20 protein-coding genes are annotated in these 15,992 nt (G+C 47.9%); 7 read left to right on the forward strand and 13 right to left on the reverse strand.

The genetic code is table 11. The features are described from left to right. Positions 1-26: 26 nt before the first annotated feature. The 6 genes from LPB140_RS02640 to LPB140_RS02665 are packed head-to-tail and all read left to right on the forward strand — an operon-like array spanning position 27 to position 4,437. A complete protein-coding gene (locus LPB140_RS02640) occupies positions 27-1,139 on the forward strand; it encodes a DUF2855 family protein (RefSeq protein WP_072558549.1) in 1,113 nt (370 codons plus the stop codon). A 19-nt stretch (positions 1,140-1,158) separates the two neighbouring features. Continuing rightward, positions 1,159-2,094, forward strand: coding sequence for an HAD family acid phosphatase (locus LPB140_RS02645; RefSeq protein WP_083550467.1), 936 nt, complete (start codon positions 1,159-1,161; stop codon positions 2,092-2,094). A gap of 13 nt (positions 2,095-2,107) precedes the next feature. Continuing rightward, a complete protein-coding gene (locus LPB140_RS02650; protein WP_072558550.1) occupies positions 2,108-2,419 on the forward strand; it encodes a DUF5076 domain-containing protein in 312 nt (103 codons plus the stop codon). A gap of 6 nt (positions 2,420-2,425) precedes the next feature. Further along, positions 2,426-3,115, forward strand: coding sequence for a ferritin-like domain-containing protein (locus LPB140_RS02655; protein WP_156874105.1), 690 nt, complete (start codon positions 2,426-2,428; stop codon positions 3,113-3,115). Continuing rightward, positions 3,112-3,798, forward strand: a complete 687-nt coding sequence (locus LPB140_RS02660) for a glutathione S-transferase family protein (RefSeq protein ID WP_072558551.1) — start codon at positions 3,112-3,114, stop codon at positions 3,796-3,798. Before LPB140_RS02655 ends, LPB140_RS02660 begins: the two co-directional genes overlap by 4 nt. 3 nt (positions 3,799-3,801) lie before the next feature. Further along, positions 3,802-4,437, forward strand: coding sequence for a glutathione S-transferase family protein (locus LPB140_RS02665; protein WP_072558552.1), 636 nt, complete (start codon positions 3,802-3,804; stop codon positions 4,435-4,437). 95 nt (positions 4,438-4,532) lie between these two features. Here LPB140_RS02665 and LPB140_RS02670 read toward each other — a convergent pair whose 3' ends face one another. Beyond that, the gene (locus tag LPB140_RS02670; protein WP_072558553.1) at positions 4,533-4,955 is read right to left on the reverse strand and encodes an EVE domain-containing protein; all 423 of its coding nucleotides are present in this window, start codon (positions 4,953-4,955) and stop codon (positions 4,533-4,535) included. Between the two features lie 109 nt (positions 4,956-5,064). On the opposite strand from LPB140_RS02670, the gene LPB140_RS02675 reads away from it, so the two are divergent. Beyond that, on the forward strand, positions 5,065-6,003 hold the full coding sequence (locus LPB140_RS02675) for an isopenicillin N synthase family dioxygenase (RefSeq protein WP_072558554.1): 939 nt from the start codon (positions 5,065-5,067) through the stop codon (positions 6,001-6,003). 30 nt (positions 6,004-6,033) lie between these two features. Here LPB140_RS02675 and LPB140_RS02680 read toward each other — a convergent pair whose 3' ends face one another. The 12 genes from LPB140_RS02680 to ccoO form a co-directional block, all read right to left on the reverse strand. Then, positions 6,034-6,798: an SDR family oxidoreductase gene (locus tag LPB140_RS02680; protein WP_072558555.1), complete on the reverse strand. Its 765-nt coding sequence runs from the start codon at positions 6,796-6,798 to the stop codon at positions 6,034-6,036. After that, positions 6,795-7,163 (reverse strand): dihydroneopterin aldolase, encoded by a 369-nt coding sequence (locus LPB140_RS02685; RefSeq protein WP_072558556.1) that lies wholly within the window; start codon positions 7,161-7,163, stop codon positions 6,795-6,797. The genes LPB140_RS02680 and LPB140_RS02685 overlap by 4 nt, the downstream gene beginning before the upstream one ends. 33 nt (positions 7,164-7,196) lie before the next feature. Next, on the reverse strand, positions 7,197-8,090 hold the full coding sequence (locus tag LPB140_RS02690) for a class I SAM-dependent methyltransferase (RefSeq protein ID WP_072558557.1): 894 nt from the start codon (positions 8,088-8,090) through the stop codon (positions 7,197-7,199). A gap of 6 nt (positions 8,091-8,096) precedes the next feature. Continuing rightward, positions 8,097-9,503: a threonine synthase gene (gene thrC, locus LPB140_RS02695; RefSeq protein WP_072558558.1), complete on the reverse strand. Its 1,407-nt coding sequence runs from the start codon at positions 9,501-9,503 to the stop codon at positions 8,097-8,099. Between the two features lie 95 nt (positions 9,504-9,598). Further along, positions 9,599-9,838: a hypothetical protein gene (locus LPB140_RS02700; protein ID WP_072558559.1), complete on the reverse strand. Its 240-nt coding sequence runs from the start codon at positions 9,836-9,838 to the stop codon at positions 9,599-9,601. Then, positions 9,835-10,014, reverse strand: a complete 180-nt coding sequence (gene ccoS / locus LPB140_RS02705; RefSeq protein WP_072558560.1) for a cbb3-type cytochrome oxidase assembly protein CcoS — start codon at positions 10,012-10,014, stop codon at positions 9,835-9,837. The genes LPB140_RS02700 and ccoS overlap by 4 nt, the downstream gene beginning before the upstream one ends. A gap of 13 nt (positions 10,015-10,027) precedes the next feature. Further along, positions 10,028-12,181: a heavy metal translocating P-type ATPase gene (locus LPB140_RS02710; RefSeq protein ID WP_418346536.1), complete on the reverse strand. Its 2,154-nt coding sequence runs from the start codon at positions 12,179-12,181 to the stop codon at positions 10,028-10,030. Continuing rightward, a complete protein-coding gene (locus LPB140_RS02715) occupies positions 12,178-12,660 on the reverse strand; it encodes a FixH family protein (protein WP_072558561.1) in 483 nt (160 codons plus the stop codon). The genes LPB140_RS02710 and LPB140_RS02715 overlap by 4 nt, the downstream gene beginning before the upstream one ends. Then, a complete protein-coding gene (gene ccoG, locus LPB140_RS02720; RefSeq protein ID WP_072558562.1) occupies positions 12,661-14,124 on the reverse strand; it encodes a cytochrome c oxidase accessory protein CcoG in 1,464 nt (487 codons plus the stop codon). Further along, positions 14,124-15,056, reverse strand: a complete 933-nt coding sequence (ccoP, locus tag LPB140_RS02725; protein WP_072558563.1) for a cytochrome-c oxidase, cbb3-type subunit III — start codon at positions 15,054-15,056, stop codon at positions 14,124-14,126. The genes ccoG and ccoP overlap by 1 nt, the downstream gene beginning before the upstream one ends. Next, complete coding sequence (locus LPB140_RS02730) at positions 15,046-15,207, reverse strand: cbb3-type cytochrome c oxidase subunit 3 (protein ID WP_072558564.1); 162 nt, start codon at positions 15,205-15,207, stop codon at positions 15,046-15,048. Before LPB140_RS02730 ends, ccoP begins: the two co-directional genes overlap by 11 nt. Beyond that, entirely contained in the window at positions 15,204-15,986 is a 783-nt protein-coding gene (ccoO, locus tag LPB140_RS02735) for a cytochrome-c oxidase, cbb3-type subunit II (RefSeq protein ID WP_072558565.1), read from the reverse strand. Before ccoO ends, LPB140_RS02730 begins: the two co-directional genes overlap by 4 nt. Between the last annotated feature and the right edge of the window lie 6 nt (positions 15,987-15,992).

Consider the following 15,992-nt stretch of genomic DNA (forward strand, 5'->3'; position numbering starts at 1 on the left):
ACAATTAAATTTCGCGGAGAGTAAGAATGGACAAATGGATTATCAATATTGATCGCGACGAAGTGAATCAGGCTGCAATTACTGCGATTACACCACAGGATTTGCCCGATGGCGCGGTTGAAATGCGTATTGATGAATTTGCCCTGACCGCGAATAATATCACCTATGCCATTTTTGGAAAGCCTTCTGGCCTGTTCGGTAATGATACCGGATATTGGGATTTTTTCTCCGACCGTGGGACGCCCGGCCATTTGCCGATTTGGGGATTTGCCACGGTCACACAAAGCAACAATGATGGGGTAAATGTGGGGGATGTTTATTATGGATATTATCCCATGGCATCGCATGTGGTTTTGCATCCCGTAAAGGTTAATAAGGGCGGTTTCATCGATGGGTTGGAACGTCGTCAGGCGCTCCCCCCGCTTTATAATCAATATCGCCGTCTTGAATCATTGGGTGATTATCAGGCCGAACATCATGATTATTGGCCGATTTTCAGGCCGCTATACCTAACCGGATGGTTGATTGCCGATCAATTTATTGATGATGATGATTATGGGGTTGAACAAATTATCACCGCCAGTGCGTCTAGTAAGACCGCCATTGGCTTTGCCCTTGCCACAAAGGCGCGGGCAAATCGACCCAAGATGATCGGCCTGACATCTGCTGGTAATGCCGAATGGCTGCGTTCATTGGATGCATATGATGAGGTTGTAAGCTATGATGACATTCAAAATATCGACAATGGCAAAAAAACCGCCATGGTTGATATGGCGGGCAATATGTCATTGGTCAGCAGCGCGCATCATCATTTTGCCGATAATATGATATATTCCTTGGTTGTGGGTAAATCGCATTGGGATTCGGAACAAGATGCACAGTTCAGCCCAGCAGCAAAATTACCCGGTGCGCCACGCGTTGGATTTTTTGCCCCCGCGCGCAGCATGAAACGAATATCCGATTGGGGCGGCGAAGCATTCCAACAAAAGCTAGAGGCGGATTGGACCGCATTTATGAAAATTGCGCCGTCATTATGCAAAATTGAAAAAAGACAGGGCGCACAGGCCGCTTTGGATGGATATTTGGGATTATTAGGCGATAATGTGGACCCTAAAATTGGGGTGTTGATTACGGCATGATATTGTGAAAGAAAAATATATGACGCATAAATTTTTGTTATTATCTGCCATTGCCCTGTTGGTTGGTGCATGTAGCGCGGATGTAAAGACCAAGCTGGATGCACCAAAAATATCGGCGCAAAAAACCGATGCGCAAATTCCGCAGGGGGCAACAACGGTCAGCTATATTCCCGCGCCCATAAACCCGCCTGCGGGACAGCAATATTTATATGGTTCAGCAGAGGCATCAATAATATTGCGTCAGTCATGGGCCAATGTCGCCGATTTTGTGGTCGGCGCAGCAAGGGATGAAAATGCAAAATCAGTCATTGCCGAAAAATGGGAGGATGCCGCCTCACCCCATTTTGAAAATTGCGGTAATAAACCCAAGGCAGCCGTTTTTGATGCCGATGAAACATTGATATGGAATGTAGGGTCAATGCGATATTTTGCCGAAAATGCGATGGAATTTGATCCTGTCATTTGGGATGAGTGGGAAAGAACAGGCGCGGGTAAGGCGGTGGCAATTCCAGGGGCAATTGATGCATTAAGCAAAATTCGCGGAGCGGGCATTGCCATTATTGTTAATACCAATCGGTCGAATAAAAATGTTAAAGGAACGGTGGATACATTAAAGGCGGCGGGAATTGGCGAATATTTCCATGGGGAGAATTTGTTCCTGCGCGGGGATACGCCGGGCGGATCGGATAAGGATGGCAGGCGCGAAATAATTGCCCAAAAATATTGCGTTATCGCCTTGGTCGGCGACCAATTGGGTGATATAAATGATCGTTTCAATGATAAGGGATTAAGCCCCAAAATGCGCAAAGCGCTTAGCGATAATCCGGCCATTTCCACCTTATGGGGCAAGGGATGGTTTATATTTCCAAATCCCATTTACGGCCCGTCTATCACGGGTGGATATGGCGATATTTATGATGATGAAACCAAATGGACGCCCCCAAAGGGACAATAGAAATGAGCAGTAAATGAGCAATAAACCAATCCCCATAGATCTTGTCCCACATGCCGATATTATCCAAGATTCAAAAGAATTTTTGCGGATGTGGGTTAAAAATGATGGGGCCAGTATTTGTTTTATCAACCCCATTCCCATTGGCCCAAACCCATCCGCCTTTGGCACCATGATGGTTGATGCCATTCGCCATGCGGCCAAAACCTATGTCCGCGCCACCGGCATATCGCAGGAGGAGGCGTTAAACCATATATGGCAGGCCATGGATAAAGAACGCGGAAATGAAAAGGACCATGCCATTTTATATAGGATGCAGGATGAGTAGAATATCATGTTAATAACAAATATAATCCGCCGCTTTCGCGACCGATATTTGGATGTGCTGGCGTCGGTTTATATTTATAATGAACATCGCGGCTATACCAGTTTGGACCGGGTTTTATTGGCCGTGCGCGCCCATTGCCCGGACAATCAAGAATTTATCGCACAGGTGGAAAAACATCGCGCCGATGAACATAAACATTATCATATGTTCAAACGTTATTTCCAATTGCGCGGTCAAATGCCGTTAAGGGTGGGGCGGACATGCGGGCATATTGACCATTTTATCGAACAAATATTTGGGTGCACAATTGATGAATTGGACACCGATGCGATTATCGCCGATCCGAAATTATTTGAAAAATTATGCCGTGTCATCATGTTGACCGAACAACGCGGCATGACGCAGGTGGATATATTATTGCGTAATAAATTTATCAAAAAAGACAAAATAATGATGAAAATTTTCAAAATCATCAAGGTGGATGAGCCAAGCCATTGGCTGCCCTATCATCATTGGCTTTCCCAAAATGGCGATGTTCGTTCGACATGGCGCGAACGTGCCACCGATTTTTGGATTCATAAATCGCTTATGCTGGCCAAATTGCCCGCTATTTTCATACGCAGGGGCACGGCAAGAATGGAATTTTGGCCCGATGAGGCAGAGGATATTTTATTTGAAGGAACGAACGCAAATTGAGTTATATTTTAATAACAGCAAACCGTAATTATTCCAGCTGGTCATTGCGTCCATGGTTGGCGATGCGCGCGTTAAATATTGGTTTTGAGGAAAGGTTTGAACCCTTTACTAAGCCGAGCAATTATGTTGAATTTCGCGCATTCTCCCCCACTGGGCAAGTGCCGGTTTTATTGCATGAGGGGCGGACAATTTATGACTCGCTTGGCATAATAATATATTTGGCGGACCGTCATGATGGCATTTGGCCCAAAAATGCAGATGCCCGTGCATGGGCGCAATGCGCGACCGCTGAAATGCATGGCGGATTTTCTGCTTTGCGTAATGATTGCACGATGAATGTGGGGGTTCGGGTAAAACCAAAACCCATGTCGGCTGCCCTGCAAACGGATGTAGCACGGATTAAGGAGCTGTGGACCGAGGGGCTTAGCAAATTTGGCGGCCCATATTTGGCGGGTGCGGAATTTAGCGCGGTTGATGCATTTTTCGCGCCCGTTGCCTTTCGTGTACGGACCTATGGCCTTGATGTGGGTGACATTGGGCAAAAATGGGTGGAGCATATTTTGGCGCATCCCGACATGCAAAAATGGGAAGAAGAAGCGCTAAAGGAAGAATGGCGCGAGGAAAGCCATGAACAGGATTTATTATCCTGTGGCGCAATTATTCAAGATTATAGAAAAGGGTAGAAAATGACCATAAAATTACATCATTTGGGATATTCCCGTTCAACGCGCATCATTTGGCTGCTTGAAGAAGCGGGCATTGAATATGAATTGATTGAGCATCATCGCAACCCCGCAACCAATAGATCGCAAGATGATTTAAAGGCGGTGCATCCCTTGGCCAAAGCACCGGCGGTGGAGGTTGATGGCCGAACCATGGTGGAATCCAGCGCGATTATTGAATATTTGCTGGAAACTCGGGGCGATGGAAAATTAAGTGTGGCGGCGGGGCAGAGCGATCGGTCTGCTTATTTGGAATGGCTGCATTTTGCCGAGGGAACAGTGGCCATGCCGATTTTGTTAAAATTATTGGGGCCGCGTTTTGGCGGACTTGGTGATGTGCAACAGGCATTTGTCGATGGCGAGGTGCATAAATTATTGGATTATATCAATGCCCATTTGGATGGCCGCCAATATTTGGTGGGCGATGGATTGACGGGCGCGGATATCAATATGGAATATTTGCTGGAATTGGCCAATTTGGTCGGTTTGTTGGAAAATCGCCCCCATGCCAAGGCATATGTTAATCGGTTAATGGCGCGGCCAGGATATAAAAAGGCGATTGAAATTGGCGGACCATTAACGCCGCCAATGGCGAAATAAGAAATTATCCCATAAATATGAATAGGCGGCATATATAAGGATATAGGTTGCCGCCTTTCAATTTTTGACTGATGATGTTTATGAAATGGCGGCACTCATTCGCCGGATATGCGCAAAATTTCTTCCCATTCATCCTGCGCAATGGGCGCGACCGACAGGCGCGATTGACGCAGCATAACCATATCGGCCAATTTGGGGTTGGCTTTTATCGACTTTAACGAAACGCTATTTTTTAATTTCCGTACAGGTTTGACATCCACGGCGACAAATTTGCCCTTTTCATCGGTGGGGTCGGGATAATATTCACGGGCAATTTCCATAATAGCGACAATTTCAACGCCGATATTGCTGTGATAAAAAAAGCATAAATCGCCTTTTTCCATGGCGCGCATATGTTTGGCGGCGGCATAATTACGCACCCCGTCCCACATGCCGCTGCCTTTTTTAACCAAATCATCATAGCTATAAACATCGGGTTCTGATTTCATCAGCCAATAATTTTTTGCCTTTTGTGTCATTGCACTTCCTTGATAAATGTCATTTTCACTGGTCGGATTTTAATTTAATGACTATCTATATCGCATAATATGCGTGCAAAATGCACCTGCTTAATAAAGAGTATTGATAATGAATGATAAAATGCCGGTCATATCTTTGGCCAATGATGATGCAAATTTGCTGGCCCAACAATTGGGCGATAGTTTTAGAACCTATGGCTTTGCCATGGTGACCGATCATGGGTTGAGCGATGATATGGTCAAAACCGCTTGGGACATGACCGAAGAACTTTTTGCCCAGGAGGAGGCGATGAAAAAGCGCGGATATAACGCCAATATTGCCGGTGCGCGCGGTTATACGCCGTTTAAAACCGAAATTGCAAAGGGCGCTGACCACCATGATTTAAAGGAATTTTGGCATGTGGGCCGCACTTTGCCGGAAAATAGCCCGCTTAAATCTTCCATGCCGGATAATATTTGGCCCGAACGGCCAGAGGGCTTTGCCGACCATTTTACCAAATTATATGATGAATTTGACCAAATTGGCGCGAAAATATTATCGCATATTGCGCTATATTTGGGATTGGATAAATCATGGTTTGATCCCGCGATTGAGGATGGCAATAGCGTGCTTCGCCTGCTTCATTATCCGCCGATTGAGGGTGATACAGCAGGGGCGATTCGCGCCGGTGCGCATGAAGATATCAACCTTATCACCCTATTATTGGGGGCAGAGGAAGCAGGGCTGGAAATTAAGCGCCCTGATGGCAGCTGGATGGCGGTGTCCCCGCCTGCTGGTGGACTTGCGGTAAATGTGGGTGATATGTTGCAACGCTTAACCAACCATGTTCTGCCCTCCACCACGCACCGTGTGGTCAATCCGGCAAATGAACGCAGCGGGCATAGCCGTTATTCCATGCCCTATTTCCTGCACCTACGTTCCGATTTCCCGATTAAGACATTGGATGGATGCGTGTCGGCGGACAATCCCAACCGATATCCACAGCCCATTTTGGCAGATGATTATTTGCGCGAAAGATTGATTGAAATTGGCCTGTTAAAGGCATGATTTATAATTGATTATCGTATATTTTGCGGGTTAAAGATGCATGAAGTCGCGATCGAAACTTCGCAGATGCGCCCCCCCGTCCACATAAATAATCTGGCCCGTTACATCATGTGATTGGGCCAGAAAATGCACTGCATTGGCAATTGATTGCGGGCTGCTATGCCTTTGTAAGGGCATAAGCGAGGCGAGCCTTTCCGCCTGTCCCACAGCATAGTCGGCGGTATCAATGGTCAGGCCAGGGGCAACGCCATTGATACGCGCATGCGGCCCAAATGCCACCGCCAAGGTGCGGATTGACGCGGCCAATGCCTGTTTGGAAAGCGTATAGCTTATCTGGTCGCCATGCGGATTGCGGATACGTTGATCCAAAATATTGATGATGGCGGGGCAATGGCCATCCGGCGATGCCGCAACCAAATTTTGGGCCAAAATTACGGGCGCGTTATAATTAACCGCAAATTGGGTGGTTAAGCTTTCGCTATTCATGCTTTGCCAAACATCTTGGCCAAAATTGGCAGCATTATTGACCAATAAATCAGGAATGCGTCCGGCCATATTTATGGCAATTTCCATCAATTTTTGAACGGCATTTTCATCCGATAAATCAATATGAATGGGGTGAATTTGGGGGGCATATTTTTCAATTGCCTGCTTCAAAATCGGGTCTGGATTTAACGCCCCCGATGCACAAAGGATAAGATCATATCCCTGCGCCGCCAAATGCGCGGCAATATGCGCGCCCAGCCGCCGAAACCCGCCGGTCACAATGGCCAAAGGGCGCGCGGAAATGGTCACTTGCGAACCCGTTTCATGGTGATGCCAATTGCCTCGCCATGTTCGGCAATGGCCAATTTCACAATTTTAATTTCCAATGATTTGACCCGATCATCTTCGGCAAATAATCGTTCAATAATATGTTCGGCGACAGCCTCAATTAACGTGAAATGCACGCCATTTGGCAATTGGGTTGCCGCATCCTTTAAATCCATATAATTTTTGGATGCCGATAATGGCGTTTCGGGCGCATAATGATCCGCCATTTCCAATTCGGCGCGAATGGAAATGCGCAATGGTTGCGGCAAATGCGTTTCTTGGGAATAAATGCCGGTCAGGACATTAACCTCTAAATCGGCGACTTCCAAAATTAAAATATCTGACATTTTATCCTCAATCTCACCTATAATATTATAGGATTATGAACGTGACCAACGCGCAAAAATGGCGGTGGGTAATAATAAACCACGGCTTTCCTCTTTTACCACCAATTCACCAATTTCAATCTTGCCGCCCAAATCGGCAAAATGCTGGTTCAACATATTGCCAAGCGATAATGCCGACATTCGAACGGCATAAACGGTTAAGAATAAAAAGGATGATTGCGGAGATAAAAGTTGGCGGCAATTTTCAATCAACAGGGGTAAATCCTCCTCCAATCGCCAAATTTCGCCATCTGGCCCGCGCCCATATTTTGGCGGGTCAAGCAAAATGCCATCATAATGGCGCTCGCGCCTAACCTCTCGTGCGGTAAATTTTGCCGCATCGTCGATAATCCACCTTATTGGGCGGTCATCCATTGCGGCCATGCGCGCATTGTCCCGCGCTGCCGCCACCGATTTTTTGGACGCATCCACATGCACCACCTTTGCCCCGGTTTGGGAAAGCGCCAACGACCCAATGCCGGTATATCCGAACAGGTTCATGACTTGTGCCTGCTCTGCATTTTCGGGGCGGCGGGCCAATTGCTGGGCCATCCACTGCCAAACAGGGTCCATATCGGGGAAATATCCCAAATGGCGAAATGGCGTGCATCGCGCCTGAAATTTTATTCCATTCCAATTTAATGGCCAACCATCGGCTGGAACGGGACGATCAAATTGCCATTGCCCGCCGCCATCTTCATCCGCGCCGGGCACAAATTCACCATCGGCATCCCAATGGTCCAAAGCCGGCGCCCACAGGGCCTGCGCCTCTGGCCGTATGAAATGATATTTGCCATATCGTTCAAATTTTCGGCCATGTCCGCTGTCGATTAAGGTATAATCATCCCTTGGCTGGCCAATCATCGTGGTGAAATTAAGGTCCGCCATGTGGGTTTAACCCTGATCTGCGGTTTTCAAGATGAAATCGCGTACCGCTTCATACTCATTGGGCAATATGGTCAATCTTTCTTCGCGGTCAAATAAATTGCCAATTCTTTTGGGCAGGCTGGGCCGGATTCCAGTGGATTTTTCCACTGCATCGCGGAATTTCGCCGGATGTGCGGTGGCCAATGTCACAAGGGGGACGCCGCTTTCTATCCCGCTATGCCGCGCGGCGTGCAGCGCAATGGCGGTATGTGGGTCGATAATTTGACCATAATGTTCATATGCCCATAACATGGTAGATTGCATTTCATTGGCATCGGTTCGGGCGGGTTGGAACAAAGCGGCCTTGCTGCGCATGTCGCTGCTCAGCACCATTTTATTCATTTTTTCGAACCATTTCATCCGCGCCGATGTGGTCGCGCCGTCGCGGCCCTCCAAATCAAATAATAATCGTTCAAAATTACTCGATACCTGAATGTCCATTGACGGGGCGTCGGTGGGGGTGACGGTGGATGTGGAATAATCACCATTTTTTAATGCGCGGTATAAAATATCGTTAATATTGGTCGCGACGATTAAGCGTTCAATCGGCAATCCCATTTGCGCGGCGGCATATCCGGCAAAAACATCACCAAAATTACCCGTTGGCACGGAAAATGCAACTTTTCTATCCGGCCCACCAAGGCGCAGCGCGGCATAAAAATAATAAACAATTTGCGCCAATAAACGCGCCCAATTTATGCTGTTAACCGCAGAAATATTTAATGTGCCGGTGACATCTCCATCGTTGAAAATACGTTTTACCATCGCCTGTGCATCGTCAAAACTGCCCTCTATGGCGATATTATGCACATTGGGGGCAAGAATGGTGGTCATTTGGCGGCGCTGAACCTCTGAAATGCGGCCATGCGGATGCAACATGAAAATTTCCACATTATCGCGTCCGGCGACGCCATCAATTGCCGCCGATCCAGTGTCGCCCGATGTCGCACCAACAATGGTCAGTTTTTTAGGATTTTTTTGCAGAAAATGGCCGAATAATTCGCCCAATAATTGCAGCGCCACATCCTTAAACGCCAATGTCGGGCCGTGGAATAATTCCATCAACCAATTTTGCCCATCCAATTGCACCAATGGGGTGACCGCATCATGTGAAAAACGGCCATAGGCGGCGGTGCATAATATGCGTAGCTCATCCTCATCCAAACTGGATGCGGTAAAGGGGGACATGACCCGAACCGCCAATTCAACATAGGAAAGGGAGCGCATTTCGCGCAATTCTTCAGTGGAAAATTGCGGCCAGCTTTCCGGTACATATAATCCGCCATCGCGTGCCAACCCCGTCATAGTGGTATCGGCAAAGTTTAAACTGGGCGCATCGCCGCGCGTGCTGATATAAGAAGGATGATTTTGCATGGTAAAGCGGTTAGCGCCCTGCGCCCATTATCGCAAGAATATATCAATGCATCGGTTAATTTGGTTGGAATATTTTACTCTAAACGCCAAAAAATTCAGCTTTTTGTCTTTTTTGGCCGCTGTGATGCCATGTGACAGGCAATATTACATTGTTTGGGCAAATCATTTGGGGGTGATTCTGGCGTATTTTTATCCAGAATAATTTGGGTAAATCCGCCGCCACAATATGCTATTTTAATGACATCATCCTTTTGTCCATTTTGATAAGCAAGGGCAAATAAAGGGGCAATTGGGGTCACGGCCAATAATGAAAGGATGAAAAAAGCGCGTATCATTTTGATGCGTCCTTATCTTCATTCTGTTTTTCATCGCCATCCCCATCCAATAATATACGCAGCGCAGCACCGTCCAAATCATCATATTGGCCGCGTTTTAATGTCCAAAAAAATGCCGCCAATCCCAATAGGCCAAGCCCCAATGCAATGGGAATTAAAATAATAAGGCCATTCATTTCGCTCTCCCGCTCATTTGGCTGCTCCCCTTAATCTTAAGGCATTGGCCACCACGATTAAGGATGAACCCGACATGGCAAGGGCCGCGATTAACGGCGTGACATAACCAAAAATCGCCAATGGAACGGCAAAAATATTATATCCAATGGCCAATTGGAAATTTTGCCTGACAATAGATTTTGTTTTACGCGCGGCGTTTATTGCCTGTATTATCGGGCGTAAATTATCGCCCATGAAAATGAAATCGGCGGCATTTTTGCCCGCATCACTTGCCGATCCGGGGGCCATGGATGCATGACCCGCCGCCAAAGCAGGGCCATCATTCAACCCATCCCCAATCATTAAAACATGGTGGCCGGCCTGTTCAAAACGTTTAATCGCGGCCAATTTATCCTGTGGCAACATGGCGGTTTGTGCAGTCATGCCTAATAATTTTGTAATGGGGGCAACGGCCTTTGCTTTATCACCAGACATGATAGAGGCGGGAATGTTCATCAATTTAAGATCATGCACCACATCCTTGGCATCGCCGCGTAAATTATCGGTGAAAAATATGGTAAAAACAGATTTGCCATCCATGAACAAATTGGTGGATAGGGTTTCTTCATCATTATTTACGGGCGAATTTGACGCCTCATCATTAAAATGTCGGCCAAGGAAAATATCTATATCCTGCCATTTTGCGCCTATCCCCATACCTGCATCTTCATCAATATCCTCAATAATGGCGGGGCTGATATTCATTTGTTGCAGGGCGTGGGTTAATGCCTTGCTTAACGGGTGGCGGCTATGCTGCGCAAGGGAGAGCATTAAGGCGCATTGTAAATCGGTTGCGTCATGTAAATTAACAGGTTCGGGCCGCCCCATTGTTAATGTGCCTGTTTTGTCAAATATGGCCATATCAATTTCGGCCAATCGTTCCAATGCTGACCCATCCTTTACCAAAATGCCGCTGCGCATTAAAGCGCCTGCGGTGACAATTTGCGCCGCCGGAACGGCCAATCCCAAGGCGCAGGGGCAGGTGATAATCAACACTGCCACCGCGATTAACAAACTTTGATGCACGCCTGCGCCCATTATCATCCATCCGGCAAATGCCAATAAAGCCAATAAATGCACGGCGGGCGCATATAATTTGGCGGCGCGATCGGCAATGCGGACATAGCGAGATTTGCTTTGTGCTGCCTCCCCCATTAACCGCGCAATATCGGCAATGGCGGTAAATGCACCAATTTCGGTGATACGGACATGAATGGGCGATCCAATATTCAATGTTCCAGCCAGCACCTTGTCATTAACATTGGCGGGGCATGGCTGGCTTTCCCCCGTTAACAGCGACAGATCCAATTGGGTTTTTCCGTATATAATCACACCATCGGCGGGCAGACGTTCGCCCGCCGCGATAATCATCACCATATGGGGTAATAATGCGGTGCTATCCACAAAATGGCTATGCCCTTTTTCATCAATAACCATGGCGCCATTGCCCATATTTTTAAGCAGCGATGTCACCCCGCTGCGTGCGCGGTCGCGCATCACGCTGTCCAGCCACCGTCCAGTGAGCAGAAAGAATAACAGCATGACCGCACCATCAAAATAGGCATGAGGGCCGTGGGTCGCGGTTTCATATAGGCTTAACCCGCTTGCCAAAATCACCCCAATGGAAATGGGCACATCCATATTGGTGCCGCCATGACGCAATGCCCGCCAAGCCGATGTGAAAAATGGCCGCCCGGAATATGCAATGGTGGGCAGCGCAATGGCAGCGGAAAGCCAATGGAACATATCGCGCGTGCTGCCTTCTGCTCCAGACCATATAGAAACAGACAATAGCATGATGTTCATCATGGCAAAACCGGCAACCCCCATTGCCATTAACAGCGATTTACTGTCATTTTGGATATTATCGATGCTGTTTTTTTCTATTTGGTGTGCCTCAAAACCCAATAGGGCAAAGGCGGCGATAATATCGGCCATATTCGCCCCCGCTATATGATGGACGACTACCTGTTTGGTGGTAAAATTTACCCGTGCGGAAATAATTTGCGGGGATAGTATCAGGCCATTTTCCAGTTTGGAAATACATCCCGCACAGCGAATATCCGGCACGGCAAAATTGCTTTCTATCGCCGGCTGCGGGTCCAAATTTTTGGCCATATGGGTCATTTTAGGTCCGCTTTATATTGCGCAATATTGCTGTTTTGTCGGGCGGAGACAATGACCGACCAACGACCAGGGGGCAGGGCGCGCGCAGAACGGAAATTGCCCATTTCATCATGGTTAAATGTGAAATTTAACGGCGCGGCGCGGCCCAATGGATGATGGGCGGCGGCAATAATTTTTAGGGGCGATAGGGGTTTTGCATCCTTGGTCATTTTCACCATGATATGGCGATCCGCGCTTAACGATATTTCATGCGTCCAGCCAAGATTTTCTTGCGTTTCTGCCTGTTGTAACCAACCGTTAAATTTCTGGCTTGCAACATAGCTATTATCCACAACTGTGCCGCCAAAGGTGGAGGAGGCAAGATGGGCCATGGTGAAATTCACCGCCATAATCACCCCAAAAAATGCCACCAAAATCGCCGTCATATGCCATCCGGTAAATGGTTTTTTTGTTCGAATTTGTTTAACATTTTCTGCCATTTAATTAACTGGCCTTTCAAATATTACATCATCACTATCGCCGCGCCGCGCGCCGCCCCTGTCATCATCCAATGGGCGTGTGCCGATGTTGAAATTTTCCTGTTTTGCGCCATCGCCAGGGGCCGCGATGAAAAGCCGCAATTTGGTGACTCCATTGGCGGGCAGGGTGAGATTTAAGCGGTCGGCATAATCCCCTCTTTTGCCCTCGCTTGGCCAAATTTGCGCCTGTGACAGGCCGGAAATATATAACTCAACCTGGCGCGGGCGGGTTTCCATATTGCGCAATTTTACCGTATAATTATTGCGAACATAACCATCGGATAATTGCACATATAATGGGTTTCGGTCATGCTGCACCGCCAAATCAAGGCGGGTGCGCTGTCCTAGGGTGAACAGCATGGCAAGGCCGATACTGCCCCAAATGGCAAAGTAAATTAAGGTACGCGGGCGCAATAAAGTTTTTAATATCGGCTTTGCCTGCCCCCCTGATTTTTCAACCTCAGCATCATCAAATGTGCAATAATCAATCAAACCGCGCGGGCGGCCAATTTGCGCCATGACATTGTCACAAGCATCAATGCATAGGGCGCAGGTAATGCAACCAATTTGCGGACCTTCGCGAATATCAATTCCCGTGGGACATACGGCAACGCATTGGTTGCAATCAATACAATCGCCAAAGGCATCTGGATTTTTTTCGGCCTTTTTCACGCTGCCACGTTGTTCACCGCGCCAATCTTTATAGGTAACGATAAGTGATTTTTCATCCAACATCGCGGTTTGTATGCGCGGCCATGGGCACATATAAATGCACACTTGTTCACGCAAAAATCCACCAAAAATAAAGGTAATGGCGGTTAAAACCCCCACCGTGCCATAGGCGACAAAGGCCGCATCCCCTGCCCAAAAATCGCGCGTTAATGTGGGCGCATCGGCAAAATACATAATCCATGCGCCGCCCGTCCAAAATGCAATGAACAACCAAATGACCCATTTGCTTAATCTTTTGGCGGCTTTTTTAATGCCCCATGGCGCATTGGCCAATTTAATTTGCGCGTTACGGTCACCCTCCACAAATCGTTCAACATGTTGGAATAAATCAGTCCACACGGTTTGTGGGCAAGCATAGCCGCACCATGCCCGCCCCACGGCGGACGTGACCAAAAATAATCCAATGCCCGCCATGATAAGCAGGCCAGCAACATAGTAAAATTCATGCGGCCAAATTTCAATTTGGAACATATAAAAACGGCGATTGGCCAAATCGACCAACACCGCCTGATTGGGGGCATATGGCCCGCGATCCCATCTTATCCACGGGGTGATATAATATATGGCCAGTGTCACCGCCATAACCGCCCATTTGAAACGGCGGAAAAACCCGTCAACCGCCTTGGGATATACGCCCGTTCGCGCGGCATAAAGCTGGGTTTCTTGAACAGGAGGTGAGGCAGGATTTGCCATTATTTTGCGCGTCCTGCCTCCGCTTTACCCTTATCTTCATCCACTATCTTGGCCAAATTTGCCTCTCCTCCGCCAAGAGAGTGAACATAAAGGGTCAGCATTTTAATCGTCACATCGTCCAATCGGCCACCCCAACGCGGCATCACCCCTTGGCGTGATTTTTCAATGGTGGTGCGAATGGCGGCGGCATCCCCGCCATATAACCATATTTTATCGGTTAAATTGGGGGCACCAAATTCGCGCCCGCCCTTGCCATCCTTGCCATGACATGATGCACAATTATTGGCGAATAATATTTTGGTCGCGTTTGAAATTTCGCCCTTTTGCTGGCCCGAAATCGTGCGGATATAGGCGGTAAGGTTGTTAATTTCTGTGCCGCTTAAAATCTCGCCAAATGCGGGCATTTGCGATTGGCGGGTTTCGGCATGATCGGGGTTTCTAATCCCATGTTTAATGCTATATTCCAACGAAGCCAAATCGCCGCCCCATAACCAATCATCATCATTTAAATTGGGGTATCCGCTGCCCATACGCACGCCATCTGCGCCCGATCCATGACATTGCACACAATGCACCTTAAACGCTGCGCTGCCGCCCTGTATGGCGGTTTGCATTAACCGTTCATCCTTTGCAATTTCTTCCAAAGGCGTGCTGGCCAATGCAGCCAATATGGGGGCGCGTTCTTTCTCCACCGCTGCCATTTCGGCATGTAATTCTCCCCTGCTGCTCCACCCCAAAACGCCTTTGGTTGCGCTGTTCACCATGGGCCAAGCGGGATATAGGATAACATAGATAACGCCCCAAATGATGGTGGCGTAAAGCGACCATAGCCACCAACGCGGCATGGGGGTATCCAATTCCTGTATGCCATCCCATTCATGGCCAACAGTTTCGGTTCCGGTTGCTTCATCAATATATTTTTTATCCGCCATGTTCATCATCCTTAAAAATCATATGCGCGGCATCATGATGATGTTTTGACGCGCCCTTGCGAAAGGTCCAACCGACCAAAATCAGGAATAATATGCTCATGAATAATAACCCCCAGCTATCGGCCAGGTGGCGCAGGAAATCATAACTCATTTTGCACCTCGCTTTTGTGCTTTTTCAGATGCGGCGGCGGCTTCGGATTGGGCAGATGCCTTTTCCACATCGACCAAAGTGCCCAGCATTTGCAGATAAGCGATTAAGGCGTCCATTTCGGTCACCCTGTTCGGATCGCCATCAAAATCGCGCACCTGTGCCTTTGGATATCTTTTTTGCAAATCGGCGGCGTCGGCATTTGGATTGGCCTGTGCCTGTATATCCGCATTTGCTGCGGCAATTGATTCCTTGCTATAGGGAACACCGACCCGCGATAATGCGGTTAAGTCATTTGACATATTGCCGGTTTTTAATTCCCGATTTGCCATAAAGGCATAGCCTGGCATGATGGATTCAGGCACGACCGAACGTGGGTCGATTAAATGCGCCTTGTGCCATTCATCGCTATATCGTCCGCCAACACGGGCCAAATCCGGCCCTGTGCGTTTTGATCCCCATTGAAATGGGTGATCATACATGCTTTCGGCGGCAAGGCTATAATGGCCATAGCGTTCAACCTCATCACGAAATGGACGGATCATCTGGCTGTGGCAATTATAACATCCCTCGCGCATATAAATATTGCGTCCGGCAAGTTCCAACGGGGTATAGGGCCGCATGCCGTCCACCTTTTCCACTGTATTATCAATCCAAAATAGAGGCGCAATTTCCACAATGCCGCCAATGGCCACGGTGACCAGCGCCAATGCCCCCAACATGGTAACATTACGTTCCAATTTTTTGTGGCTAAACATGCCTTCTTTATTTTTCTGTGTCATGTTCAG

This window comes from Sphingorhabdus lutea, assembly GCF_001889025.1.
Classification (GTDB): domain Bacteria; phylum Pseudomonadota; class Alphaproteobacteria; order Sphingomonadales; family Sphingomonadaceae; genus Sphingorhabdus_B; species Sphingorhabdus_B lutea.

Coding starts and splice junctions, on each gene's coding strand:
- LPB140_RS02640 (WP_072558549.1), top strand. CDS start 27: ATGGACAAATGGATTATCAATATTGATCGCGACGAAGTGAATCAGGCT.
- LPB140_RS02645 (WP_083550467.1), top strand. CDS start 1,159: ATGACGCATAAATTTTTGTTATTATCTGCCATTGCCCTGTTGGTTGGT.
- LPB140_RS02650 (WP_072558550.1), top strand. CDS start 2,108: ATGAGCAATAAACCAATCCCCATAGATCTTGTCCCACATGCCGATATT.
- LPB140_RS02655 (WP_156874105.1), top strand. CDS start 2,426: ATGTTAATAACAAATATAATCCGCCGCTTTCGCGACCGATATTTGGAT.
- LPB140_RS02665 (WP_072558552.1), top strand. CDS start 3,802: ATGACCATAAAATTACATCATTTGGGATATTCCCGTTCAACGCGCATC.
- LPB140_RS02670 (WP_072558553.1), bottom strand. CDS start 4,955: ATGACACAAAAGGCAAAAAATTATTGGCTGATGAAATCAGAACCCGAT.
- LPB140_RS02675 (WP_072558554.1), top strand. CDS start 5,065: ATGAATGATAAAATGCCGGTCATATCTTTGGCCAATGATGATGCAAAT.
- LPB140_RS02685 (WP_072558556.1), bottom strand. CDS start 7,163: ATGTCAGATATTTTAATTTTGGAAGTCGCCGATTTAGAGGTTAATGTC.
- LPB140_RS02690 (WP_072558557.1), bottom strand. CDS start 8,090: ATGGCGGACCTTAATTTCACCACGATGATTGGCCAGCCAAGGGATGAT.
- thrC (WP_072558558.1), bottom strand. CDS start 9,503: ATGCAAAATCATCCTTCTTATATCAGCACGCGCGGCGATGCGCCCAGT.
- LPB140_RS02700 (WP_072558559.1), bottom strand. CDS start 9,838: ATGATACGCGCTTTTTTCATCCTTTCATTATTGGCCGTGACCCCAATT.
- ccoS (WP_072558560.1), bottom strand. CDS start 10,014: ATGAATGGCCTTATTATTTTAATTCCCATTGCATTGGGGCTTGGCCTA.
- LPB140_RS02710 (WP_418346536.1), bottom strand. CDS start 12,181: ATGACCCATATGGCCAAAAATTTGGACCCGCAGCCGGCGATAGAAAGC.
- LPB140_RS02715 (WP_072558561.1), bottom strand. CDS start 12,660: ATGGCAGAAAATGTTAAACAAATTCGAACAAAAAAACCATTTACCGGA.
- ccoG (WP_072558562.1), bottom strand. CDS start 14,124: ATGGCAAATCCTGCCTCACCTCCTGTTCAAGAAACCCAGCTTTATGCC.
- ccoP (WP_072558563.1), bottom strand. CDS start 15,056: ATGGCGGATAAAAAATATATTGATGAAGCAACCGGAACCGAAACTGTT.
- LPB140_RS02730 (WP_072558564.1), bottom strand. CDS start 15,207: ATGAGTTATGATTTCCTGCGCCACCTGGCCGATAGCTGGGGGTTATTA.
- ccoO (WP_072558565.1), bottom strand. CDS start 15,986: ATGACACAGAAAAATAAAGAAGGCATGTTTAGCCACAAAAAATTGGAA.